22 protein-coding genes and 1 tRNA gene are annotated in these 24778 nt (G+C 63.3%); 15 read left to right on the top strand and 8 right to left on the bottom strand.

Annotation, left to right across the window (positions count from 1 at the left end; all coding sequences use genetic code 11):
* Window positions 1–36 precede the first annotated feature (36 nt).
* The 7 genes from serS to minE all read left to right on the top strand — a co-directional run bounded on the left by serS (window position 37) and on the right by minE (window position 5631).
* Complete coding sequence (serS, locus tag SB753_RS23100) at window positions 37–1332, top strand: serine--tRNA ligase (protein ID WP_020065208.1); 1296 nt, start codon at window positions 37–39, stop codon at window positions 1330–1332.
* Window positions 1333–1500: 168 nt separating this feature from the next.
* Window positions 1501–1590 (top strand) — tRNA-Ser (locus SB753_RS23095).
* A 260-nt stretch (window positions 1591–1850) separates the two neighbouring features.
* On the top strand, window positions 1851–2636 hold the full coding sequence (gene map / locus SB753_RS23090) for a type I methionyl aminopeptidase (protein WP_408127572.1): 786 nt from the start codon (window positions 1851–1853) through the stop codon (window positions 2634–2636).
* A 194-nt stretch (window positions 2637–2830) separates the two neighbouring features.
* A complete protein-coding gene (locus SB753_RS23085; protein ID WP_020065210.1) occupies window positions 2831–3364 on the top strand; it encodes a GNAT family N-acetyltransferase in 534 nt (177 codons plus the stop codon).
* Between the two features lie 252 nt (window positions 3365–3616).
* The gene (gene minC / locus SB753_RS23080; protein WP_408486109.1) at window positions 3617–4441 is read left to right on the top strand and encodes a septum site-determining protein MinC; all 825 of its coding nucleotides are present in this window, start codon (window positions 3617–3619) and stop codon (window positions 4439–4441) included.
* A 102-nt stretch (window positions 4442–4543) separates the two neighbouring features.
* Window positions 4544–5359, top strand: coding sequence for a septum site-determining protein MinD (minD, locus tag SB753_RS23075; RefSeq protein ID WP_007175863.1), 816 nt, complete (start codon window positions 4544–4546; stop codon window positions 5357–5359).
* A 14-nt stretch (window positions 5360–5373) separates the two neighbouring features.
* A complete protein-coding gene (minE, locus tag SB753_RS23070) occupies window positions 5374–5631 on the top strand; it encodes a cell division topological specificity factor MinE (RefSeq protein WP_020065213.1) in 258 nt (85 codons plus the stop codon).
* Between the two features lie 82 nt (window positions 5632–5713).
* Here the strand turns inward: minE and SB753_RS23065 are convergent, their stop codons facing one another.
* Window positions 5714–7231, bottom strand: a complete 1518-nt coding sequence (locus SB753_RS23065) for a chloride channel protein (protein ID WP_256971984.1) — start codon at window positions 7229–7231, stop codon at window positions 5714–5716.
* Between the two features lie 209 nt (window positions 7232–7440).
* Between SB753_RS23065 and waaC the strand changes: the two genes are divergently transcribed.
* Complete coding sequence (gene waaC, locus SB753_RS23060; protein WP_410802016.1) at window positions 7441–8442, top strand: lipopolysaccharide heptosyltransferase I; 1002 nt, start codon at window positions 7441–7443, stop codon at window positions 8440–8442.
* 534 nt (window positions 8443–8976) lie between these two features.
* Window positions 8977–9114 (top strand): hypothetical protein, encoded by a 138-nt coding sequence (locus SB753_RS23055; RefSeq protein ID WP_164701812.1) that lies wholly within the window; start codon window positions 8977–8979, stop codon window positions 9112–9114.
* Between the two features lie 45 nt (window positions 9115–9159).
* Here the strand turns inward: SB753_RS23055 and SB753_RS23050 are convergent, their stop codons facing one another.
* From SB753_RS23050 to SB753_RS23030, 5 genes are all read right to left on the bottom strand, one after another.
* A complete protein-coding gene (locus SB753_RS23050) occupies window positions 9160–9339 on the bottom strand; it encodes a hypothetical protein (RefSeq protein WP_020065217.1) in 180 nt (59 codons plus the stop codon).
* Between the two features lie 151 nt (window positions 9340–9490).
* A complete protein-coding gene (locus tag SB753_RS23045; protein WP_020065218.1) occupies window positions 9491–10798 on the bottom strand; it encodes an MFS transporter in 1308 nt (435 codons plus the stop codon).
* Window positions 10799–11206: 408 nt separating this feature from the next.
* Window positions 11207–11746 (bottom strand): energy transducer TonB, encoded by a 540-nt coding sequence (locus SB753_RS23040; protein WP_410802014.1) that lies wholly within the window; start codon window positions 11744–11746, stop codon window positions 11207–11209.
* Between the two features lie 188 nt (window positions 11747–11934).
* Window positions 11935–13341 (bottom strand): argininosuccinate lyase, encoded by a 1407-nt coding sequence (gene argH, locus SB753_RS23035; protein WP_027775645.1) that lies wholly within the window; start codon window positions 13339–13341, stop codon window positions 11935–11937.
* A 195-nt stretch (window positions 13342–13536) separates the two neighbouring features.
* Complete coding sequence (locus SB753_RS23030) at window positions 13537–14361, bottom strand: helix-turn-helix transcriptional regulator (protein WP_087751340.1); 825 nt, start codon at window positions 14359–14361, stop codon at window positions 13537–13539.
* 175 nt (window positions 14362–14536) lie between these two features.
* On the opposite strand from SB753_RS23030, the gene SB753_RS23025 reads away from it, so the two are divergent.
* Complete coding sequence (locus SB753_RS23025; RefSeq protein WP_310065623.1) at window positions 14537–15289, top strand: class I SAM-dependent methyltransferase; 753 nt, start codon at window positions 14537–14539, stop codon at window positions 15287–15289.
* 55 nt (window positions 15290–15344) lie between these two features.
* Here the strand turns inward: SB753_RS23025 and ppc are convergent, their stop codons facing one another.
* Window positions 15345–18530, bottom strand: a complete 3186-nt coding sequence (ppc, locus tag SB753_RS23020) for a phosphoenolpyruvate carboxylase (RefSeq protein ID WP_410802012.1) — start codon at window positions 18528–18530, stop codon at window positions 15345–15347.
* Window positions 18531–18952: 422 nt separating this feature from the next.
* Here ppc and hemC point away from each other — a divergent pair, with 422 nt between their 5' ends.
* From hemC to SB753_RS23005, 3 genes are read left to right on the top strand one after another with little or no spacing between them, the layout of a single operon-like run.
* A complete protein-coding gene (gene hemC / locus SB753_RS23015) occupies window positions 18953–19990 on the top strand; it encodes a hydroxymethylbilane synthase (protein ID WP_087751337.1) in 1038 nt (345 codons plus the stop codon).
* A complete protein-coding gene (gene hemDX / locus SB753_RS23010; protein WP_087751336.1) occupies window positions 19990–22008 on the top strand; it encodes a fused uroporphyrinogen-III synthase HemD/membrane protein HemX in 2019 nt (672 codons plus the stop codon). Before hemC ends, hemDX begins: the two co-directional genes overlap by 1 nt.
* Before the next feature lie 2 nt (window positions 22009–22010).
* Entirely contained in the window at window positions 22011–23201 is a 1191-nt protein-coding gene (locus SB753_RS23005) for a heme biosynthesis protein HemY (RefSeq protein WP_020065227.1), read from the top strand.
* 198 nt (window positions 23202–23399) lie between these two features.
* Here SB753_RS23005 and SB753_RS23000 read toward each other — a convergent pair whose 3' ends face one another.
* Window positions 23400–23657: a hypothetical protein gene (locus SB753_RS23000; protein WP_020065228.1), complete on the bottom strand. Its 258-nt coding sequence runs from the start codon at window positions 23655–23657 to the stop codon at window positions 23400–23402.
* 218 nt (window positions 23658–23875) lie between these two features.
* Between SB753_RS23000 and SB753_RS22995 the strand changes: the two genes are divergently transcribed.
* Together SB753_RS22995 and SB753_RS22990 are read left to right on the top strand one after the other, a co-directional pair.
* Window positions 23876–24457, top strand: a complete 582-nt coding sequence (locus SB753_RS22995) for an RNA polymerase sigma factor (RefSeq protein ID WP_310065618.1) — start codon at window positions 23876–23878, stop codon at window positions 24455–24457.
* Window positions 24458–24469: 12 nt separating this feature from the next.
* Window positions 24470–24778 carry a hypothetical protein gene (locus SB753_RS22990; RefSeq protein ID WP_410802009.1) on the top strand — a complete coding sequence of 103 codons (309 nt, stop codon included), beginning with the start codon at window positions 24470–24472 and terminating at the stop codon, window positions 24776–24778.

Raw genomic sequence — 24778 nt, 5'->3', positions numbered from 1 at the left:
AATCCCACCTTCATACAACGAATACCGCCCCATCCCATGCTCGACATCCAGTTGCTGCGCAAAGACCTCGACGGCGTCGCGAAGCGCCTCGCCGACCGCGGCTATACCCTCGACGTGGCGGCCTTTACCGCGCTCGAAGCGGAACGCCGCGACACCCAGACTCGCACCGAAGAACTGCAGGCGCGCCGCAACAGCCTGTCGAAGCAGATCGGCGCGATGAAAGGGCGGGGCGAGGACACTTCGGCCGTGATGGCGGAAGTCGGCGGCATCGGCGACGAGATGAAGGCGTCGGCGGCGAAGCTCGACGACATTCAAAAACGTCTGTCGGATCTTCTGCTCGGCGTGCCGAATCTTCCGCATGAGAGCGTGCCGACAGGACGCGACGAAGCGGATAACGTCGAGGTGCGCCGTTGGGGCACGCCGCGTCAGTTCGATTTCGAAGTCAAGGATCACGTGGATGTCGGCGCGCCGCTCGGCCTCGATTTCGAGACCGGCGCCAAGCTGTCGGGCGCGCGCTTCACGATGCTGCGTGGGCAGATTGCACGGCTGCATCGGGCGCTCGCGCAGTTCATGATCGACACGCACACGCAGCAGCATGGCTATACGGAGATTTACACGCCGTATATCGTGAATCCGGAAATTCTGTACGGCACCGGCCAGTTGCCCAAGTTCGCCGACGACATGTTCCGCGTCGAGAAGGGCGGCGGCGAAAACACGGTCACGCAGTATCTGATCTCCACGTCGGAAATTTCGCTGACGAACACGGTGCGCGACAGCATCGTGGAAGCGGGCGCGTTGCCGATCAAGCTGACCGCCCATTCGCCGTGCTTCCGTTCGGAAGCGGGCTCGTATGGACGCGACACGCGCGGCATGATCCGTCAGCATCAGTTCGACAAGGTTGAAATGGTGCAGATCGTGGCGCCGGAAACGTCGTATGACGCATTGGAGCAGATGGTCGGCCACGCCGAGACGATTCTGCAAAAGCTGGAATTGCCGTACCGCGTGATCACGCTGTGCACGGGCGACATGGGCTTCTCGGCGACCAAGACTTACGACCTCGAAGTCTGGTTGCCGGCGCAGAACACCTATCGCGAAATTTCGAGCTGTTCGAACACGGAGTCGTTCCAGGCTCGCCGGATGCAGGCGCGCTACCGGAACGCGCAAGGCAAGCCGGAACTCGTTCATACGCTGAACGGTTCGGGTCTCGCGGTGGGTCGCACGCTCGTGGCCGTGCTCGAGAACTTCCAGAACGCCGACGGCTCCGTGACGGTGCCGGCGGCGCTGCGGCCATACCTTGGCGGCGTCGAGCGGCTGGAAGTGCCGGCGGCCTGATTCGCGTCGGGTGGACGCCAACCGCGTGATTTGATCGCCGGTATTCGTCGAAATTTTTTCGGCGAGGTACTTGGAAATCCAGATCAGCTGTTCTATAATCTTTCTCTCCCAAGCAGCGACCCGCTTGGATCTGACAAAACCGCCTCGTTGTGGCAAGTCGGAAAACACGGAAAGGTGGCAGAGTGGTCGAATGCGCCGGACTCGAAATCCGGTGTACCTTTAGGGGTACCGTGAGTTCGAATCTCACCCTTTCCGCCAAATTCAGAAAACAGGCCCTTCGGGGCCTGTTTTCGTTTCGGCGTGTCAAATGACCCGTCGTTCTGACGTCGGATATGAGTCTGGCATTCATAAGCGATGCTAACTTATCGCTGCTCGCGGGGAATTCCACCTGCCGCTGAGTCATCAACCCGCTGACCCATCAATCTCTTCCCCGCTTTGCCCGGCCCCCGCGCCGATCCTCTGTACAATTGGCCGTTCGATTGAATATCGACCTACCTGCGAACCCATCGACCGAATACATGGCCATTACCTACAAGACTCCTGACGACATTGCCAAGCTGCGTATCTCTGGCCGCCTTGCGGCCGACGTGCTGGCCATGATCGGCGAGCACGTGAAGGCCGGTGTCTCCACCGACGAGCTGGACGCACTGTGCAATGACTACATCGTCAACACGCAAAAGTCGATTCCGGCCAACGTCGGTTATCTGGGTTTTCCAAAGACGGTGTGCACCTCGGTCAATCAGGTGGTTTGCCACGGCATTCCGAACCGCAGCGAAGTGCTGAAAGACGGCGACATCATCAATATCGACGTGGCGATCATCAAAGACGGCTACTTCGGCGACACGAGCCGCATGTATTGCGTCGGCCAGCCGAGCACGGTGGCTCGTCAACTGGTCGACACGACCTATGAGGCAATGCTTGCGGGCATTCGCGAAGTGAAGCCGGGAGCGACACTTGGCGATGTCGGCCACGCGATCCAGAAGGTCGCGCAACGCGATGGTTTTTCGATCGTGCGCGACTACTGTGGCCACGGCATCGGCAAGGTTTATCACGAAGACCCGCAGGTTTTGCATTACGGCCAGCCGGGGCAAGGCATACGTCTGAAGCCCGGCATGGTCTTCACGATCGAGCCGATGATCAACGCGGGCCGCGCCGGTACCACGGTATTGCGCGACGGCTGGACGGTGGTCACGAAAGACCGCTCGCTGTCTGCGCAGTGGGAACACATGATCGCGGTCACCGACGACGGCTACGAACTCCTCACGCCCTGGCCGGACGGCACCGGCAGCTACGCAGCACCGTGAGGCAAACACGCTGCGCATGACGTCGACGGGTATGGCGCCAGGCGCCAGGCGCCGGGCGCGCGAAATGCTCGGGGTTGCCTGCGCGCTTTGCGTGAACCGGCTTGCGCGATAAGATCGCCCGTCAAAGAATGAATTGACTCTCGCGCCGGTTCGGTTAAAGCTACGGCTTAAGGTTTCAAGGGGTTTTCGTCTGCATGAGTCCGTCACTGACCGTTCGCCGTATCGCCGCTGATCAGGGCGCCGTTTTTCGCGAACTTCGTACAGCGTCCCTGCGTGAGGCGCCCTATGCGTTCGGCGCAACGCTAGAAGACGCATTGTCCGCGGACGCCGCGAGCTTTGACGCCGTCGCCGCAGAACACGCGGTTTCTGCCGCCATCAGCACTTTCATTCTCTACACCGAGGGTCATCCGGCCGGACTGGTCGAAGCGCACTTCGAAGAAGCCGATGAGCGCCGCGCGTTCGTGTGCGAACTGTGGGTGGCGCCTGCGGTCCGGCATCTTCGCGGCGGAGAGTTGCTGGTCGATACGGCTAGCGGCTGGCTTGCCAACGAGGGCGCGGCGGAAATCTACGCATGGGTCGCCGACTCGAATCGCAACGCGATGCGCTTTTACGAAGCGCTCGGTTTCGGGCCGACCGGCGAACATCGGCGCGTCGCGCGTGCGCCAGAGCAGGTCGAAAGTTTGCTGGTTCGCCACGTGCCGTCCACGTCGACAGCAGTCGACCAGTGAACTGCCGAGTAGCGCAACCGTCCGCCGCCTGTTTCGAATTCCCGTCCGCGTCGCTGTCCGCATCGCCATCTGCATTTTCATCCGCATTTCCGTCCGCATTCCAGCAGCGTTCCCGCCTCGCCCGTTCATGTGCCGCGCGGTTCGATCGTTTCCGCGCGAGCACGTGTGAACATCCAGACGCTCGTTGTCCGGCAAAAAATCTCGCCGCGCGCGCGGACGCCTGTAAAATACGCAAAATTTTTGCCGAACGTTATGTCGCCCAAGAAATCGCCCTTTTTCGAACTCCGCAGCGGTTCCGTCGACACGCTCCTGTTTGTGGTCAAGACAACCGACCTCGATGCCATGCGTGCCGAGCTGACCCGGCGCTTTGAGGCGACCCCCGAATTTTTCGCTAACGACGTCGTCGCGATAGACGTGCGCCGGCTCGCCGGCAACGAACGCGTGCCGCTCGCCGAGATCGCACAGTTGCTCGAGAGCGTGCGCATGCGTCCGGTCGGCGTGGTCGCCGACACGCAGCAGTCGTGGGCGGCGGCGTCGGCGCTGCCGTTGCTCGAAGCGCGCGACCGCCGCGGCGCGTCCGCAAAATCGGCTGACGAAGAAGCCGCGGGTGCATCGGCGGCGGACTTGGCCGACGCAGCAAACTCAGGTGCAAGCACGGCGCCTGCGAATCAGACGGCCGCAACCGCATCGGTTGAGCCCGCGCCTGCGCCGGCCGCCGAGCCCGTGCGTCTTGCCACGTCTTCGCAAACCATGGTGGTGGAGAAGCCGCTGCGCTCGGGTCAGCGCATCTACGCAAAGGGCGATCTCGTCGTGCTTGGGCTCGTGAGCTACGGCGCGGAAGTTATCGCTGAAGGCAACATCCATATCTATGCGCCGTTGCGCGGGCGTGCGCTCGCTGGCGTGCAAGGCAATCACGACGCGCGCATTTTCTGCACGTGTCTCGAACCGGAACTCATCTCGATCGCGGGCATCTATCGGACGACCGAGAACCCGCTGCCGGCCGACGTGCTCGGCAAGCCGGTGCAGATCTGGCTCGAAGACGAAAAGTTGATGATCGAACCATTGCGGCTCACTTAAGCGCTGTCGGATCCGCTGCGCCGAACGTTGACGGCGCGCGGCGTCGGGGGCGAAATATGGCCGCACATAATTGACGAATTTGACGAACACAAGGTAAGGGTAATGGCAAAAATCATTGTGGTGACATCGGGCAAAGGTGGCGTGGGCAAGACGACCACGAGCGCGAGTTTTGCATCGGCCCTCGCGTTGCGTGGCAGCAAGACCGCCGTGATCGACTTCGACGTCGGTCTGCGCAATCTCGATCTCATCATGGGCTGTGAGCGCCGCGTCGTGTACGACCTGATCAACGTCATTCAGGGCGAAGCCAATCTGAACCAGGCGCTGATCAAGGACAAGAAGTGCGAGAACCTCTTCATTCTGCCGGCCTCGCAAACGCGTGACAAAGACGCGCTGACCATGGAAGGCGTCGAGAAGGTCATCAACGACCTGATCGCGATGGACTTCGAATACATCGTGTGCGACTCGCCGGCCGGTATCGAATCCGGCGCGCTCCTCGCCATGCATTTTGCAGACGAAGCGCTGATCGTGACGAACCCGGAAGTGTCGTCGGTGCGCGACTCGGACCGCATTCTCGGCATCCTGTCGTCGAAAACCAAGCGCGCGATTGAAGGCAAGGAGCCGATCAAGGAGCACCTGCTGATCACGCGCTACAACCCGAAGCGCGTGAGCGAAGGCGAGATGCTGTCGCTGACCGACATCCAGGAAATCCTGCGCATCGACCTGATCGGCGTGATCCCGGAATCCGAAGCGGTGCTGCACGCGTCGAATCAGGGTCTGCCTGCAGTGCATCTCGACGGCACCGACGTGGCCGAAGCTTATAAAGACGTCGTATCGCGTTTTCTCGGCGAGCAGAAATCGCTTCGCTTTACCGATTACCAGAAGCCCGGGCTGCTGCAGCGCCTCTTCGGCACCAAGTAAGGGGAGCGCACGTTATGTCGATTCTTTCGTTTTTGCTGGGCGAGAAGAAGAAATCCGCGTCGGTAGCGAAGGAACGCCTGCAGTTGATCATCGCGCACGAGCGCGCCGGCGGTCATGCTCCCGCCGATTATCTGCCTGCGTTGCAACGCGAACTGGTCGCCGTGATTTCAAAGTATGTGCGGATTTCCGACGACGACATCCGCGTGAGTCTCGAGCGCCAGGACGACCTCGAGGTGCTCGAGGTCAAGATAGAGATTCCGCAGACCTTATAAGTCTGCTGGTCGCGGTCGGCGCGTGTCGGCGAGAGTCGATGCGCGCGCCGCGCGAACGTCGGCGAACGTCAACGAGCGCGGCTTACGGACGAGGTGCGGGCGAACCGCCTTCAGTCGGTCTATCAGCGGGTCGAGCGGTCGGGTTGTCGGCGGATGTGCGAGCGGAGGCATCAGCTGAACTGTCAGCAGACGTCTCGTTGGAACTATCTGCGGCGATGACTTCCGCCACCGGCTCCGATGCGTCGACTTCTGGCGCATCCACCGCGGGCACTTCCGGCACCGGAGCAGGCGCCGGGCGCGGCAGCGGCGCCATGTAGCGCTCGGAAAGCGCCTCGTAAAGCGGCGGCGCAAAAAAGCGCGACACGCGGCTCGCGATCAGCGCGGTGGCCATCAGCGAAATCACGAGCGCGTGACCGTTGATCATCTCCATCACGATCACGAAAGACGTGATCGGCGACTGCGTGACGGCGGCCAGATAGCCGACCATGGCGAGCGCGATCAGCATCGGCAGTTGCATGGAGCCGAACACCATGTGCAGCAGATTGCCGAAGCCTGCGCCGATCGACAGCGATGGCGCGAAGATGCCGCCTGGAATGCCCGGCAGGTACGAGCCGACCATCGAAATCATTTTGAGGAACGGATAGAACACCGACAGCTGTTCGTGTCCGTCGAGCAAACCGCGCGCTTCCGCATAGCCGCTGCCGAACGTGGTGCCGCCCGAAACCAGGCCGACTCCCGCGATCACGAAGCCGCACAGCGCGGCGAACGCGACGGGCCGCTCGCCGTGCAATTGACGCAGCGGCGCGGGAATCCAGCGCGCGGTGTTCAGCAGCAGCCAGCAAAACACGCCGCCCGCAATACCCGTAATGATGGCCGTGAGCAGCACCGCGAGCGCGAGCAGATCGGGAAAGTGCGCGCCGATCTGAATGGTGCCGAAGTACGTATAGTTGCCGTTCAGTCCCAGCGCGATCACACCGGCGATGATGATGGCGGTGATCAGCACGCCGCTCGCGCGGGCTTCGAAACTGCGCGTCAGTTCCTCGATGGCGAACACGATGCCCGCGAGCGGAGTATTGAACGCCGCCGATAGACCCGCTGCCGCGCCGGCCAGCACCAGTTGCCGCTCGATCAGTGCGTTCGAACGCGGATACAGCCTGCGCAGATTGAACATGAGGGCCGCGCCCACTTGCACGGTCGGCCCTTCGCGGCCGATCGTAAATCCGCCGAGTATCGCCAGAAACGACACCACGATCTTGCCGAATAGAATGCGAAATGACAGGAGCCGCGCGCCATATTCGCCGGGTTTCGAATGAAGCGTGGCGATTACCTGAGGAATGCCGCTGCCTTCGGCGCCGCGAAAGAACTTGCGCGTGAGCCATACGGCGAGCGCCGCCACCGCGGGGGTGATGATGAGCGGCGCCCACACGTGCTCGCGCTGCACCGTGCGGAATTCCTCGTAGCCCCAGTCGATCAGCCGCGCGTAGAGCACCGCCACGAGCCCGACCGCGATCGCCCCGAGCCAGAAAATGCCGTACTGGCGCCAAAGACGTCTCGCGCGACGCACGATCCCGGAAGAAAGAAGAGGTTGCGCTCGCGACATGAGATCTGGATGTGCAAAGGATGAAGTATAAAGCGCGCGGAAAACGTAAAACCGTATGAAAGCTTTGTGAAATGAAGTAAAAAGGTAAGCTGTAAGGCGCGCGATGTAAGACGCCGTATTGTTTTCCGGCGGCCGCATTGCCCGTTTCAGCAAAGACTATTCCATTCGTCGGCTAAAATATTTTGACGTTGAACAACCGAAGGCCCTCAATGAAGCGAGTCCTTATCGTCAAGGTCACCTCCCTCGGCGATATCGTGCAAGCGCTGCCCGTCGTAGCGGATATCAAACGCGCATTTCCTGGCGTTCAAGTGGATTGGGCCGCAGACGAAGCATTCGCCGAAGCGGCGCAATGGTGCAAGGGCATCGACCGTGTGCTGTTCGCGCCGCTGCGGCGTTTCAAGAAAGCGCGCCGGTGGGCCGACTTCAAGGCGATCGCGGCGTCCATCGCGGAGCTGCGTGCGTATCGCTACGATTACATCATCGACATTCACGGCGTGTACAAAAGCGCGATCATCGCGTTTCTGGCCCGCTCGTCGCGTTGCATCGGCTACCAGTCTCAGGATCTGGGCGAGCGGGGCGCTGCGTTCGCGTACACGGGGCGTTTTGGTCCGCGTCCGCGATGCAATGCGTGGCATGGCATGCGTATCAGCGCGGGCGAGGCTCTCGGCTACGAAGTTGAAGGCCCGCCCGTCTACGACCTGAAGTTGCCGGAGCCGGCGAGACCGCCGTTCGAAGGTGAGCGCGCGCCCGTCGCCGCGCTTTTTCATGCGACGTCGAAAGACGACAAGAAGTGGCCGATCTCGCATTGGGCGGTGGTCGGCACCGAGCTTTCGCAACGCGGCTTCCGCGTGGTCTTGCCGTGGGGTTCGGAAGGCGAGCGCATCGAGGCCGAGCAGATCGCCGCGCAGGTACCAGGCTCGAAGGTCCTGCCGAAGATGACCGTGACGGAAATCGCGCAAATGATCGACGCGTGCTCGTTGGTGGTCGGCGCGGACACCGGTTTTGTCCACCTCGCGCATGCGCTGCTGAAGCGCACGGTCATGGTTTTCGTATCGACATCGCCTGAACATTGCGGCGTGGAAGCACCGTTCCGCTCGATCTCGGTTGGCGACGGCCTTTCGGTGCCCCCCATCAGCGCCGTGCTCGATGCCATCGACTACGTGCACAGCAAGCCGCCCGCCGTCGCCGGGCAGGGTTCTGCTGCGGCTTGAGCGCTGCCTCGACCGCAATCGTTTGCTCAAAGAAAAGGGCGTCGCGCGCAGAGTGCTTATTCCACTGGCACTATGACGTGACGCCCCTATAAACGCCCGCGTCGGGGAACGCTGGGCGAAAACGATTCGGCTTGCTGCGCAACCGTGCGAGACGCAAAGCGCTCATTACACGGTTGTTAAATCTGTCGCTTTTCGTTGGTCGGTTGAGCGCTCGCGCCCGTTGCGCGTGTTGGCGAACAAGGCTGAATGGCGCTCGCAATCCGCGCCTGGCAGACGCCAATACCGCCTTCAGGAAGGCCGCGAGGCAATACACTCAAGGCTCATTACCGACCGACATCTTCAAGTCAGTATAGGCGGTGTTTTCATCGGATGTGAGCGTGCATTGCCACGTGTCCGGACGAGTCGCGCGGATCGGCGAACGTGTAACACGCGCGTGATCTTCCCTTACAACTGGCAACGTTCTGGCAGCCGCACGTCGTGTTCAATCGAGTCATTCGAGATTTCTCGAACGAACCTGACTCGATGGAGAACAACATGAAACGCCTGCTCCTGACTCTGATCGCCGGCACCGTACTCGCAACCCTGCTTGGCGGCTGCGTTGTCGCGCCGGCGCCGGGCTACTACTACGGCGGTGGAGGCTACTACCACCATCACGGCTATTACTACCGTTAAGCTCGCGGCCGGCGCAAAGCCGGCCCGCAACTGACGGTGCGGGCGTCAGGCCACCAGCATCTCGAACGCGATCACAGCGGTAATGGCTGCCGCGTTCGCCGCCAGCGCCTCGACGACAATGCCTTTCCAGGTGGCGGGACGAAAACGCAGCGCCAGCAGCAGCGAACACAACAACGCGAGCGCGATGATCGTCACGACGTCGGCATTATGTAAGTGAAGGTTCATCCGGGCCTCCCTGCTTGCCATAGGGTCATTCAGGTCGAGTATAGGCAAGTCAAAAAGGCGCGCAAGGCAGGGGATTCACTCAGCGAAACCTCCGCCAGGCAGGGACTTCAGCGATCAATCCGCCGAGGTCTCCTGCCTGTCTATCGCCGCGTCACATCAAGCGCGAGTCGCGTGTCTCGCGCATGCACAGCACGCCGATCATGCTGACGGCCGCAGCGATCGACACATACGCGCCCACCCACGGCAGCCCGCCGCGCGCGGCCAGCATTTGCGCGATGTACGGCGCAACCGATGCGCCGAGAATCCCGCCCAGGTTGTACGACACACCCGCGCCGGTATAGCGGACGTTGGTCGGAAACAGTTCGGGCAGCAGCGCGCCCATCGGCGCAAAGGTCACGCCCATCAGGAACAGTTCGATGACGAGGAACAGCAGCACCAGCGGCGTTTGTCCGCTGCCGAGGAGCGGCGCCATGGTGAAGCCCGACAGGACCGCTGCGACGATGCCCACGATCAGCACCGGCTTGCGGCCATAGCGGTCGCTTGCCCAGGCGGACAGCGGCGTGGCAAGCGCCATGAACACCACGGCGATGCACAGCAGCCCGAGGAAGGTTTGCCGCGGAATGTGCAGCACCGACACGCCATACGACAGCGAGAACGTGGTTGCGTTATAGAACAGCGTGTAGCAGACCACCATCGCGAGCGCGCCCAGCAGCGTGGGCACCCAATGCCGCGACAGCAGCGTCGCGATGGGCACCTTCACGCGCTCCTGACGTTCGATGGCGGCCTGGAAGGCCGGTGTCTCCGCGATCTTCAGCCGCACGTAAAGCCCGAGCGCGACCAGCACCGCGCTTACGAGGAACGGCACGCGCCAGCCCCAGCTACGGAACTGCGCGTCGCTCAACGACATCGCAAGCGCGAAGAAGAGGCCGTTGGACGCGAGAAAGCCGATCGACGGTCCGAGTTGCGGGAACATGCCGAACCAGCCGCGCTTGCCGGCAGGCGCGTTTTCGGTGGCGAGCAGCGCCGCGCCGCCCCATTCACCGCCGAGGCCAATGCCCTGGCCGAAACGCAAGATGCACAGAAGGATCGGTGCAAGACTGCCGATGGAGTCGTAGCCCGGCACGAAGCCGATCAGCGTGGTCGAGACGCCCATCACGAGCAAAGACGCGACGAGCGTCGATTTACGGCCGATGCGGTCGCCGAAATGGCCGAACAGGAACGAGCCGATCGGCCGCGCGACGAACGCAATGCCGAACGTGACGAAGGCCGACAGGGCCTGAGCCGTTGCCGAGCCGTGCGGAAAAAACACCGGGCCGATGACGAGCGCCGCGGCGGTCGCGTAGACGTAGAAATCGTAGAACTCGATCGCGGTGCCGATGAAGCTCGCGAAGATGATCCGCGCACTGTTGGTGTGTCCGGCCGCATTGGGCTCGGCCGCGGAAATCGGCGATGTGGACATGCAGGGTCTCCATGTATCGTGATGCCGCGTTGCCTCGCTCGATCGGGGCGCAGTGTGGCTGCGCAGCGGCGCGGTCAATCGGCATCTTTGTTCAGGTTCGTGCGCTTGAGTCGAACTCGCGTCGGCCATCACGCTGACGGGCGACGAACCCGCAGCATACAGCGTTGGTCGTGAGGACTCGCGCGCGAATGCGGCCTTGTGCGCGTGCATGGCGATCACGCGCCACGCAGCGAAGGCGTTTGCGTGGCGCGCGTGGATGACGCGGCGCCGCGACAGGTGGCTGCAAGCCGCGCCGGCGGATGAGCGGGCGGCCTGCACCGTGCCGGAGGCTCCGGCGAGGGAATCGGAAAATTATAGCGAGCGCGGCGCGCGCGCAGCAAGGCGGCTGGCCGATCGGCCAGGCCGCGTTCAGTCGATGGTCAGCGATTGCGGCGAAGCCAGTTCGCGCAACTGGAACTTGCCGTCGTCGTTGAAAAGCCAATCTTCGAACAGTTCGAGCTGGCCGCGGCCGTTCAGCAATTTGCCCGGCGGCAATGGCAGCGGTGATGCACGTCGTAACGTGGCGAGCGCGGTGCTTTCCGCTTCGTCGTCGCCGTTCGTGCGATACACCGACGACGCCACCACGTGCCCGTTGCGATCGACGGTGAACGACACCACGACGAGCGAGCGCAGCATCGCTTGCGGCTTGCCGCGCAGTACAAACGAAGGATTGCGCTCGACGATGCGTTGGGCGACCGCCTCGCGATACTGATCGAGTGTCGCGCTGTTGACTGCGGCGGGCGGCGTCGGGACGGCCGCGCGTGGCGGCGGCGGGGTGAACGTGCAACCGGCGACGGCAAGTGCGAGCAACGCAGTGTATGCGGTGCCGCGTAGAGACAGTGGCCATGCGCAGCCGCGGCGAGCGCGGCATTCAGTCATGGGGCGAAGGAGGCGCGTGCGGGTAAGCATGATGAACCACTAAAAAGGGCAGAACCTGTTTAGATCGTAGTCAAAAACCGCCGCGTTTCAATCCGCGTTCGCCCCGGTATCTCGACTTAGGCGCCAGCAAAAAAGGCGAACTCGCCAACGAGTTCGCCTTCGCAATCCGCCGTGCATGAACGCGCCTATTCCGGCGCGTTCACGCAACTCGACGCGTGTCAGTTCAACGCTTGCCGTGCCGCTTTGACCGCGGCCAGCACCTGCTCGGGCGCGGTGCCGCCAGGATGGTTGCGGCTTGCAACCGAGCCTTCGAGCGTCAGGTACGAGAACACGTCGTCGCCGATCAGATGCGCGACGTTCGGCAATTCCGCGCGCATTTCATCGAGCGTGAGGTCCGCGAGATCGCAGCCTCGATCCGCGCAGATGCGCACGGCCAGCGCAACGGCTTCGTGCGCGTCGCGAAACGCGAGGCCGCGCTTGACGAGGTAGTCGGCGAGATCGGTCGCCGTCGAGAATCCCTGCAATGCGGCGTCGCGCATGGCTTGCGGCTTCACCGAAATGCCCGCCACCATTTCAGCGAAGATGCGCAGCGTATCGGCGACGGTGTCCACCGTGTCGAACAGCGGTTCCTTGTCTTCCTGATTGTCCTTGTTGTACGCGAGCGGCTGGCCTTTCATCAACGTGAGCAGCGCCATCAGATGACCGTTCACACGGCCGGTCTTGCCGCGAGCGAGTTCGGGCACGTCGGGGTTCTTTTTCTGCGGCATGATCGACGAACCCGTGCAGAAGCGGTCGGCCAGGTCGATAAAGCCGACGCGCGGGCTCATCCACAGTACGAGTTCTTCGGAGAAGCGCGAGATGTGCGTCATGACGAGCGCCGACGCCGCCGTGAATTCGATTGCGAAGTCGCGGTCGGACACAGCGTCGAGCGAGTTTGCGCAGATGCCGTCGAAGCCGAGCGTCTTTGCCACCGCGTGACGGTCGATCGGATAGCTCGTGCCGGCGAGTGCCGCCGCGCCCAGCGGCAGACGGTTCACGCGCTTGCGGCAATCGAGCATGCGCTCGGCGTCGCGAGAAAACATTTCGACGTAGGCGAGCAGGTGATGACCGAACGTGACCGGCTGCGCGACCTGCAAGTGCGTGAAGCCGGGCATGATGGTCGACGCGTTCTTCTCCGCCATGTCGAGCAGCGCCGTGCGCAGTTCCTTCAACAACGCGCCGATGCGGTCGATCTCGCCGCGCAGCCACAGGCGGATGTCGGTCGCGACCTGGTCGTTACGCGAGCGGCCCGTATGCAGACGCTTGCCGGCGTCGCCTATAAGCGCGGTGAGGCGTGCTTCGATGTTCAGGTGAACGTCTTCCAGGTCGAGTTGCCACTCGAACTCGCCTCGCTCGATTTCGCCCTTGATCTGCGCCATGCCGCGTTGGATCGCGGCGAGGTCTTCGGCGGCGATGATCTTTTGCGCGCCCAGCATCGAGGCGTGCGCAAGCGACCCTTCAATGTCGACGAGCGCGAGACGCTTGTCGAAGAAAACCGACGACGTATAGCGTTTGACGAGCTCCGACATCGGCTCCGAGAAGCGAGCCGACCAGGCTTCGCCTTTTTTGTGCAGTTGGGACGTCATGGTTTTGGGCAGTTAAGCGGCAGTTATGCAGCAGTTAAATGGCGATCGGGCGAGCGGTAAAAAGCTGACGACGCGGATGCGCCTAGCATGACTGCAAGCGCACCGTCGAAGCATGGAAAGACAGGGATTTTAACACTGGCGCAACGCCGCGCCGACGACGGACCCGCGCCCTGCAATGGCGGCTCGCGCCATGGCCTATTCGCGCACCAGCACTACCAGCTTGAGGTCTTCGCGATGTGCGGGCTTGAACGTAATCTGATCGTAGACGAGCCGGCCGTCGCGCGGATGATTGAATTCGCGCCGTCCGCCTTCGCGGCCTCCGACGTCTTGCGAAGCCCAGAAGCGCGCAAACGCGTCGCTCGCCGCGGTGAGCGAATCGATCAGCGCACGCGTTGGCGCGTCGTTCAGATGGCGGATCGAATCCGCCCGAAACTCGGCGGCGAGACGCCGCGCGCGCGTGTCCCAGTCGACGATCAACTCGCGCGCCGCCGGTTCCGTGAACGTATAGCGCAGCAGATTGCGGTCATGCGAACCGTCGAGCCAGCCGACGAAAAGATCGGCCGCGCGTTCGTTCCAGGCGAGCGCATTCCATTGACGGTCCAGCACATAGGCGGGCGCGTCTACGAGTTGCACGGTTTCGAGCAGTGTCGCGGGCGCGTCGGCGGCGGCCGGGTCGGGCTCGGCCGGATCGCGCTGGGCGGCCAGCTCGAACAGATACGCCCGCTCGGCCCGCGACAGTTGCAGCGCGACGGCGATACGTGCGAGCGCGTCCGCGGAAGCAGAAACCGGACGCCCCTGCTCGATCCATGTGTACCAGGTCGGACTCACGCCGCACAGCTGCGCGACTTCCTCGCGCCGCAAGCCGGGCGTGCGGCGGCGTGGGCCGGGCGGCAGGCCGACTGCTTGCGGCGACAGCCGCTCGCGGTGCGCGCGGATGAAGTCGCCCAGCGCGCGGGCGGGCGTGGCATCGAGCGGCGGCGGGTTGTCGGCGGAAGAGGGCGTGCTCGTTCGCGTGGTCATTCGTTTGGTACGGCGTGAGGAGGGTGGTATAGATACCAGAATAATTGCTTAACTTGTACTGGTACACGGCGGGCTCTATTGTAGCGGCGTAGCGGCTCGAACGGCAGGCCGCGCTGCCAGCACCAGAAACGCGGACCCACACGACACAGTCCCACGCAGACAACCGGAGCTATTCATGAAGCATCACGATCAGGTCGCCGACGCCTTCGGGTCGACCGCCGCCGCCTATTTGACGAGTCCGACCCACGCAACCGGCGCGGATCTGCGGACGCTTGCCGAGTCGATCGCGGCGACGCCGGATGCGACGGTGCTCGACATGGGCTGCGGCGCGGGCCACGCGAGTTTCGCGGTCGCGCCGCATGCCAAAGAAGTGGTCGCCTACGACATCGCCGCGCCGATGCTCGCCACGGTGGAAGGCGCCGCGAAAGATCGCGGCCTCGCGAACATTCGCACGCAGCAGGGCGCGGCCGAGAAATTACCGTTCGCCGATCACACGTTCGACTGGGTCATCAGCCGGATGAGTGCGCATCATTGGCACGACGTGGCGCCGGCGCTTGCCGAAGTGCGGCGCGTGCTGAAGCCGGGCGGCCGGGTGCTGTTCATCGACATTGCCGGTATCGACCATCCGTTGCTGGACACGCATATCCAGGCAATCGAACTCCTGCGCGACGGGTCACATATTCGAGATTACCGCGCCGACGAATGGATCGCGCTCTTCGAAGCCGCGGGTTTCAAGGCCTCGATTCGCGAGCGCTGGCGCATCGACATCGAATTCAGTTCGTGGGTGGCGCGCATGCGCACGCCTGAGGAGCGCGTGGTGGCGATCCAGTCGCTGTGGCGCAATTCGCCGGATGAAGTGCGGCAGTATTTCGACGTTAAGGAAGACGGCTCTTTCAAGCTGGACGCGTTGATGGTCGAAGCGGCTTGAGAAAGCATGCGGACATGGCAGCGGCGCTCGCAAGCGCCACTGCCATCCCGAACCGTCAACCGGTATTGCGCAACCCCGCCGCGATACCGTTGATGCTCAGATGAATCCCGCGCCGCACGCGCGCGTTGGTGTCGCCCGCGCGGTAACGCTTGAGCAATTCGACCTGCAGGTGATTAAGCGGATCGAGGTACGGAAAGCGGTTCTTGATCGAGCGCGCGAGCAGCGGATTTTCCGCGAGCCGTTCGCTCTTGCCGGTGATTTCCGACAACACTTTGGACGTACGCTCCCATTCCGCGACGATCCGCTCGAACACATGCTTGCGCAGCTTCTTGTCGGTGACGAGCGCCGCGTAGCGCGAGGCCACCGCAAGGTCGGTCTTCGCCAGCACCATGTCCATGTTCGAGAGCAGCGTCGAGAAGAACGGCCAGGTCTTGTGCATTTTCTTCAGTTGCGCGAGACGGCGTCCGCGCTCGGCATCGCTCGGTGCGTCGTCGAGATACGCGGCCACCGCAGTCCCGAAACCATACCAGCCGGTCAGCAACAGCCGGCATTGGCCCCACGAGAAACCCCACGGGATTGCGCGCAGATCTTCGATCTTGCGTTGCTTCGGATCCTGCAACTTGCGCGACGCGGGACGGCTGCCGATGTTCAGTTCGGCGATCTCCGAGATCGGCGTGGACTCGAAGAAATACTCCTTGAAGCCGGGCGTTTCATACACGAGCGCGCGATACGAGGCCATGGCCGCGTCGGACAATTGCTGCATCGTGGATTCGAAAACCGGCAGTTCCGCGGGCGCCGTGCCATGTGGCAGCAACGACGCTTCGAGCGTCGCAGCCACCACCGTTTCAAGATTGCGCCGACCGATCTCTGGATTACCGAACTTGCTCGCGATCACTTCGCCTTGTTCCGTCAAGCGAATCTGACCGTCGACGGTGCCGGGCGGCTGCGACAGAATCGCCTGATAAGTCGGGCCGCCGCCACGGCCAACGGTGCCGCCGCGTCCGTGGAAAAGACGCAGCGTGATGCCGCGTTCGTTGAAGAGCGACACGAGCGCGAGTTCCGCGCGATACAACTCCCAGTTCGACGTGAGAAAGCCGCCGTCCTTGTTGCTGTCCGAGTAGCCGAGCATGACTTCCTGCTCGTTGCCCTGATGTTCGATTATCGAGTCGACACCCGGCAGCGCAAGCAGATCGCGCATGATGTGCGGCGCGTTGCGCAAGTCGGGGATCGTCTCGAAGAGCGGGATGACCATCAGCGCGGCTCTCGCCGGATCGTTCGCGTCGCCGAGCCGGCCTTGCAGCAGGCCGGTCTCTTTTTGCAGCAGCATGACTTCGACCAGATCGCTGACCGTCTCGGTGTGCGAAATGATGTAGTTGCGAACTGCACGCGCGCCAAATTTTTCGCGCGTGACACGCGCTTGTTCCAGCACCCCGAGTTCGCTCTTCACGAGATCCGAATACTCGGCATACGGCAGGCGCAACGGGCGCGGCTGAGCAAGCTCGGCGAGCAGCACTTCGAGCTTCTCGCTTTCGGCGAGCGCGGCGTAGTCGTCATGAACGCCCGCGCGCTTCAGCAGTTCGGCGATCACCGCTTCGTGGATGTCCGAGCTCTGACGCAAGTCGATGCTCGCGAGATGGAAGCCGAACACTTCGGCCGCGCGAGCGAGCGGTGCCAAACGCGGCGCCGCCAGCGGCGCGCCATGATGCGCGGCGAGCGAATCCATCAGCACGTGCAGATCGCGCACGAATTCGGACGCGTCGTCGTACGGCGTCGCGCGAATCGGCGCTGCGCCGCGGCCCGCGCTGCGCAGCGGCACGCTGCCTTCGCCGAGACGCACGCGCGCACTTGCCGCGAGCCGCGTGTACATGCCGATCAGCGCACGGCGATAAGGTTCGTCCGTACGGTGCGGCGAACGGTCAGGCGAGATTTCCGCAAGCGCTTTGAGTTCGTCGCTCGCGCCGGCGAGCAGATTCGACACCGACAATTCCGCGCCGAGCTTGTGCACCTGTTCGAGGTAGTGTTCAAAGATCACCTCGGCCTGGCGCGCGATCGCATGTTCGAGCGTTTCAGCCGTGACGTTCGGATTGCCGTCGCGGTCGCCGCCGATCCAGCTGCCCATCTGGAAGAACGGCGGCAGACGCGCTTCGAGGCCGTGTTCCTTGAGCGCCTCTTCGATATCGGTGTACAGCGCGGGAATTTCTTCGAGGAAGGTCGCACGGTAGTACGACAGCGCGTTTTCGATTTCATCGGCGACCGTGAGCCGCGAGTCGCGCAGCATCCGCGTTTGCCACAGCGACGTGACGCGCGCGCGCAGCATTGCTTCGTTATGCGCGCGTTCGCGGTCGGTCAGCTGCTGATCGCGTTCGGCGAGCAGGCGCGCGACGTCGTGCTCTGCGTCGAGAATGCTCTTGCGCTGCACTTCCGTTGGGTGCGCCGTCAGAACGGGAACGATCAGCGCGTCGTTGAAAAACTGCTGCAACACGGGCGTGGCGGCGGCGCCCGCTTCGACGAGCCGCTCCAGCGCATAGGCAATGGTGCCCGGCTGCGCGGCGGAGCCTGCCAGCGCGTGAATCCGGTGACGGCGATTGCGGTGGCGGTCTTCGGCGATATTCGCGAGATGCGAGAAGTAGCTGAACGCGCGCACCACGCTGACCGTCTGTTCGGGACTCAGCGAGCGCAGTTTCTTGTCGAGCGTCTGCACGGCGGCGTTGTCGTCTTCACGGCGAAAACGCACGGCCGTCTGGCGGATTGTTTCGACGACGTCGAACACGGCGTCGCCTTCCTGTTCACGCAGCACGTCGCCGAGCAGCCGCCCCAGATAGCGGATGTCCTGGAAGAGCGGATGGTCCTTGTCGGCGCGCGTGCGGCCGTTGGTTTTCGGCGCGGCGACGACGGTGTCCCCGGAGACGGCTTGCAGGTTCGGCGCTTTGTTTTCGGCTTGCGCTTTCGAGTTCGTCTTCACCTCGGCCTTGTTCGTGGCGGACGCAGTTTTCGCCGGCTTGTCCGCTTTCGAAGCCTTGACAGCCTTTTCCGGCTTGGCCGGCGCGGTGGTCTTGTCTGCCTTGATGGCTTTCGCGGCGTTCGCAGCCTTCGCGCTGGAGGACGCCCGTTTGGCTTTGCCGGGCTGAGCGGCGCTCGCGTCAGACGATGCGGAGGCTGTGGACGCGTCGGCGTCGACAGTGGAAGCGTTGGGCGATGCAGTGTTGCGGCGGGCAGGGCGCGCCGATCCGGAAGACGTCACGATGGGTTTCCTCAGGGAAGCCAGGGTCTGTTAAGTGATGAACTGCTACTGCGGAACTCAAAACTGCACTGGAACTGCAACGTGAACTGCTTTGAAGCGGTATGTACCGATGGCAATACGCCGGGGAGGAAGGCCGCGCGACCGCACAAGCTCTGTACGCGGCGCATGTTGCGCCGCATTGGATCATCGCGCATACGGCGGCGCGGTGCGCGAACGAGCGTGCGTGAACAGGCCACAACAGGGCAGCGGCGCATGGCGCGAAGCCCGTCTCCTCCATTGATACCGCGTTGGCACGGCGCCTCTGCGCGCCTCGATTCGAGCCTTGTTCCGTAAGGGCCACAGGCGGGCAAACCGGGGCGTGAGCGCGAGGGCGCGTGCTAACATTGTTTGTTATTCCATCCCGTCATTCAATCGACAAGCTAATGAACACCGAGACGTTTGCCGCGCCACCCCACACGCTTGTGATTGCGTCGCGAGAAAGCCGCCTCGCCATGTGGCAGGCGGAGCATGTGCGATGTGCGCTGCACAAATTATATCCATCTTGTGACGTAAAAATCCTCGGAATGACGACGCGCGGCGATCAAATTCTCGATCGCACTTTGTCGAAGGTGGGTGGTAAAGGACTGTTCGTCAAAGAACTCGAAGCGGCGCTCGCCGATGGCCGCGCCGATCTCGCGGTGCATTCGCTGAAAGACGTGCCGATGGAATTGCCCGCGGGCTTCGCGCTCTCCACGATCATGGAGCGCGAAGATCCGCGCGACGCACTCGTGTCGAACGATTACGACTCGCTTGCCGCGCTGCCGGCCGGCGCGGTGGTAGGCACATCGAGCCTGCGCCGGGAAGCGATGCTGCGCATGCGCTATCCGCATCTCCAGGTGCGGCCGCTGCGCGGCAACCTGGATACGCGCCTCGCCAAGCTCGATCGCGGCGATTACGCGGCGATCATTCTCGCTGCGGCAGGCCTCAAGCGCCTCGGTCTGGCTGAGCGTATCCGTGCGCTGCTCGATCCGGACGACAGTTTGCCTGCAGCAGGGCAGGGCGCGCTCGGCATCGAGATTCGCGCCGATCGCGCCGACCTCGCGGCATGGCTCGCGCCGCTGCATCACGAACCTACGGCGGCAGCCGTCGAAGCGGAGCGCATGGTGTCACGTTCGCTCGGCGGCAGTTGCGAAGTGCCGCTCGCCGCGTACGCAACATGGCATGACGGCGCGCTGCATTTGCGCGGCATCGTGGCGACGCCCGATGGCCAGCGCGTGCTGAGCGCGCAGGCGTCGGCACCCGCGCCGACCGTCGAACGCGCGATCGCTTTGGGCAGCGAAGTGGCGAGCGCACTTGAACAGCAAGGCGCAATGGACATCGTCCGCGCGCTCAGCACGGCGAGCGGTCCCGCGGCGCCGGGAGACGGTGCAAGCTCCGGCACGGACTCCGGCTCGGCAGGCATCCCGGTGTCCGGCGACTGATGGCGGCCGACATTCCCGGCAACGCATCGTCATCCGCCGGCAAGGCGGTGTTCACGGTCGTGATTACGCGACCGTCCGGTCAGTCGAGCGAACTGATAGAACGCCTCACCGCGGCCGGCATGGCGACGCTCGATTTCCCGCTGATCGACATTGCGCCCGTCGCCGACGACGCACCGTTGCGCGCCGCGCTCGCCTCTCTCGAACGCTATGCGCTCGTCATATTCGTGTCGCCGAACGCGATCGATCACGCGTTCGCTAAGAGCGGCGCGATCTGGCCGCACGCATTGCCGGTCGGCGTGGTCGGGCCGGGCAGCGTGCAGGCGCTCGCGCGTCACGGCGTCAGCGCGTCGACTCACCAGATCATCAGTCCCGCATCCGGCGCCGATGAAGATAACGGGCGCTTCGACTCCGAAGGCCTCTTCGCCGCGATCGACTCTGCGCTCGGCGAGGCGAATCTCGAAGGCAAGCGTGTTCTGATCGTGCGCGGCGACGGTGGCCGCGAGTGGCTGGCCGACCGTCTGCGCGAGGCCGGCGCCGAGGTGGAGACGGTCGCCGCGTACCGGCGGCTCGTACCGGAACCGTCGATCGGCGCGTGGGCTCGTGTGCACCGACTGCTTGCGGGCGAACCGCATGCCTGGCTTCTCACCAGCTCCGAAGGCGTGCGCAATCTGCACGAACTCGCGCAAGAGCATCTCACCGCCGACGAACTCGCGCAGCTCAAGCACGCCGCGCTCGTCACGCCTCATCCCCGTATTGCTGAGACCGCGCGGGCATTGGGTTTTGATAGGATTACGGTGTCAGGCGCGGGCGACGAGCGCATTGCCCGCACCTTGCTCGCCGATCTGCCGACCGTAGTTCAACCGGTACCGTCCAATCCGGCTCATTCACCGGCTAAATCACGCATGACTGAAACGAACGCATCCACGAACGCTTCACCCCAGCCGGCTGCGACCGCCGCGTTGCCGCCGAACCAACCCTTCACGCCCTACGAAGCGCAAAAGCGCCGCAGCGCGAGCGGACCGCTGCTGTGGTTTGTCGTCGTGGTTCTTGCTTGTGCCGCGGGCGTGGGCGGCTATGCGCTCAATCGCAAGGTGGAGCGCACCGAGCAGAACATCGCGCAACGTCAGCAGGCGAACGACACGCAAACCAACGAACTGCGTATCAAAACCGAGCAGGCGCTAGCCACGGTGCGTCAGTCCGACTCGCAGGTTGCGCAACTGGAAGGCAAGCTCGCCGATGCGCAGGCCGCACAGCAGGCGCTGCAGCAACAGTACGCGGATCTCGCGCGCAATCGCGACGACTGGACGCTCGCGGAAGTCGGTCAGATGCTGTCTGCCGCAAGCCAGCAATTGCAATTGACCGGCAACACGCAGCTTGCGCTCTTCGCGCTGCAAAGCGCCGACACGCGGCTCGCGGCGTCCGACAGCACGCAGGCGGTTGCGGTCCGCAAGGCCATCGCGCAGGACATCGACAAACTGAAGGCCGCGCCTTCCACCGACCTCACGGGTCTTGCGATCAAGCTCGACAATGCGGTCGATCAGATCGACAGCCTGCCGCTCTCCGGCGAAGCGCCGATTGCCCATGCCACGCCGCGTGCGGCCACATGGGCAGATACGGCCAAGGTGTCCGCGGCCACCGGCGAGCCGCGCTGGAAAGTGTGGTGGAACCAGTTGACGAGCGGCATCGGCCAGCAGTTGACGAGCCTCGTGCAGGTGCGCCGCATTGACAACGCAGACGCGATGATGGTCGCGCCGGACCAGGGCTACTTCGTGCGTGAGAACGTGAAGCTGCGTTTGCTGTCGGCGCGTCTTGCGCTGCTCTCGCGTAACCAGACCACGCTGAAGTCCGACCTGCAGGGCGCGCAGACGGCGCTGACGCGTTACTTCGACATGTCGTCGAAGAAAACACAGAACGTTGTCGATCTCGTCAAGCAGGTCGAGGCCGGATCGGCCGCGGTCGAATTGCCGAACCTGAATACGAGCCTGCAAGCCGTCAATCAATACCGGGGCCGAGGTTAATCATGGCGATCCGGGGACTTCTATGGCTCGCGCTGCTCTTCACCGTCGCGGTCGCGCTCGCGGTGGTCGGACGCTTCGACATGGGCCAGGTGATGCTGGTGTATCCGCCGTACCGCGTCGACATGTCGCTCAATCTGTTCGTGGTCGGGCTCGTGGTGCTGTTTATTCTGCTGTATGCGCTGCTGCGCATCGTGCGCAATATCTGGCGCATGCCGCAGCGTGTGGCCGCGTACCGTGCGCGCTCGCGCGTCGCGAAGGCGCATGCCGCGCTGCGTGACGCGATCGGCAACCTGTACGCCGGGCGCTTTTCCCGCGCGGAGAAGGCCGCAAAAGACGCGCTCGCGAACGGCGACAACAAGGGCGCGGCCGGCCTGATCGCGGCTACTGCGGCGCATCGCATGCATGAATATGCGCGGCGCGACGAATGGCTCGCTCAGATCGACGAAACCGACTGGCAGGACGCCCGTCTGATGGCCACCGCCGACATGCGCGCCGACGGCCGCGACGCGGACGGCGCGCTGACCGCGCTCACCGAAATGCAATCGCAGGGCGCGCGGCGCATTCACGCACAGCAGATCATGTTGCGCGCGCAGCAGCAATTGAAGAACTGGGGCGAGGTGCTCAAGCTCGTCAAGACGCTGGAAAAGCGCGAGGCGATTCACCCAGCGGTGGCGGTGCGCTTGCGGCAACTGGCGGCGGAGAATCTGCTGCGCGATCGCCGACATAACGCCGATGCGTTACTCGAACTGTGGAATTCGTTGACGCCGACGGAGCGTCATTCGCCGCGTCTCGCCGATCTAGCTGCGGAACTGCTGGTGGCGCTGAATCGTCCGCAGGAGGCGCGCAAGATCGTTGAAGAAGCGCTCGCGCAGAATTGGGACGCGCGCTTGCTGCGTCGTTACCCGGATACTGCGGGCGGCGATGCGTTGCCGCTCATCCAGAAGGCCGAAGCGTGGCAAAAGGATCGTCCGGACGACGCGGACTTGCTGTTCGCATTGGGCCGGTTGTGTCTGCATCAGCAGTTGTGGGGGAAGGCGCAGTCGTTCCTGGAGCGTGCGCTGAAGCTTGCTGACAATGAGACGCTGAAGATTCGCTCGCACCGTGCGTTGGCTCGGCTTCACGAGCAGTTGGGGGACACGGAGAAGGCGAGCCAGCACTATCGTGAGAGTGCGTTGGCGATGAACATCGTGTGAGATCGCTCTTTGCGCTGGGCAGCAATGCGAAGAGCGTCTGACGATGTCGTCGCTCGTCGCATGTTGCTCGACGGGAAGTCTTCAACTCCCCAACTTTCGCACCGCATTAGGTGCAGGCCGAAACTTCGGGACTTGAGCGCCGTGCATGAATGCACATTCGAGCGGCGCTCTGTCTAGCTGGCCAGTCCCGCTGCGAGGCTAGTGGAGTACCGCTCCTTCAGGTGCGGCGAGCGTACTGGAACCGTCCTCTGCCGCCGCCAGTTCCAGTTTCAGCCGAGCCGCGGCCAGCACGCGCAGAACGTCGGCGTTGATCATCAGTTCGTCCACCGCCGTCAGCATCAGGTCGGGATAATCGCGGAACTGTGCGAGCCTCGTCAGTTGCCCTTGCATGTCGGCGCACAGCTGCGTCACTTCGTCTGCAATGCTCGCGGACGAGACTGGCGCCCCCGGGGACATGCAATCCTCGAATCCCTCACTAGCCAAAATTTCCAGAAGGACCGTCTGATATCTGCTCATTGTTGATCTGCCTCGCTACAAGTGCATCAACTGTAGCTTGGATCTGCGTGAGCAATTCCCGGAACAGGAGCGCTGAACCGGCCCAATTCACGGTTGCGAACGGAAAAGAATTTTCGCACCCGCCACAATATTCGCGCGCCTGAAACGTCTTCAGACGCATGGAACCGCCACCCACCTCGCACACGATGACCGAACGCGACGACGACATCACCGCGACCGTGGTGCGTGAGCGCACGAGGCTCGTCAATTTTATCCGGCGACGAATACGCGATCCCGACGATGCCGAGGACATTTTGCAGGACGTGTTCCATGAATTCGTGCAGGCGTACCGGCTGCCCGCTCCGATCGAACAGGCGAGCGCGTGGCTTTTCCGGGCCGCGCGCAACCGGATCATCGATCGCTTTCGTAAGAAAAGAGAGCAGCCTTTGACAGATCTGTCCGAGGACGACGACGACACCGACAGTGAGTATCGCCTCGACCTCGCGCTGCCGTCGCCCGACGCGGGTCCCGAAGCGCTCTACGCTCGCGCGCTTTTGCTCAAAGCGTTGCAGGACGCGATTGACGAGTTGCCGCCGAACCAGCGCGAGGTGTTTATCGGCCACGAGCTGGAAGGAAGGTCCTTCAAAGACATGGTGGCGGAAAGCGGCGTCACGCTGAATACGCTGCTCGCGCGCAAACGCTACGCGGTCTTGCATCTGCGCGCCCGGCTGCAAGCCATTTATGACGAACTGGGTATTTAGAGGAGTCGACGGATGAAATTTCGAATCAGATGCGTGGGTAAGGTACTGCTTGCGGTGGTCGCCATTGGCGTGCTCGGGTGGGTGGTCATGAGTCTATGGAACTGGGTGATTCCGGCGTTATTCGTCGGCGCTCGCACGATCGACTTCGCGCATGCGCTGGGCTTGCTGGTTTTGAGCCGCATCCTGTTTGGCGGGTTCCGCGGACACGGCGGCTGGCGCGAACGGCGTCATTGGCGCAAATGGCAAGCCATGACGCCGGAGGAGCGGGAGCATTTTCAGACTGCATGGCGATCAGGCCGCGCCCGGCGCGAGGGAGAATGA

This window comes from Paraburkholderia sp. SIMBA_053 (assembly GCF_046534895.1).
Classification (GTDB): domain Bacteria; phylum Pseudomonadota; class Gammaproteobacteria; order Burkholderiales; family Burkholderiaceae; genus Paraburkholderia; species Paraburkholderia caledonica.
Note: the sequence above shows the minus strand (reverse complement) of the source record. Positions and strands in the feature narration are given on the sequence as shown.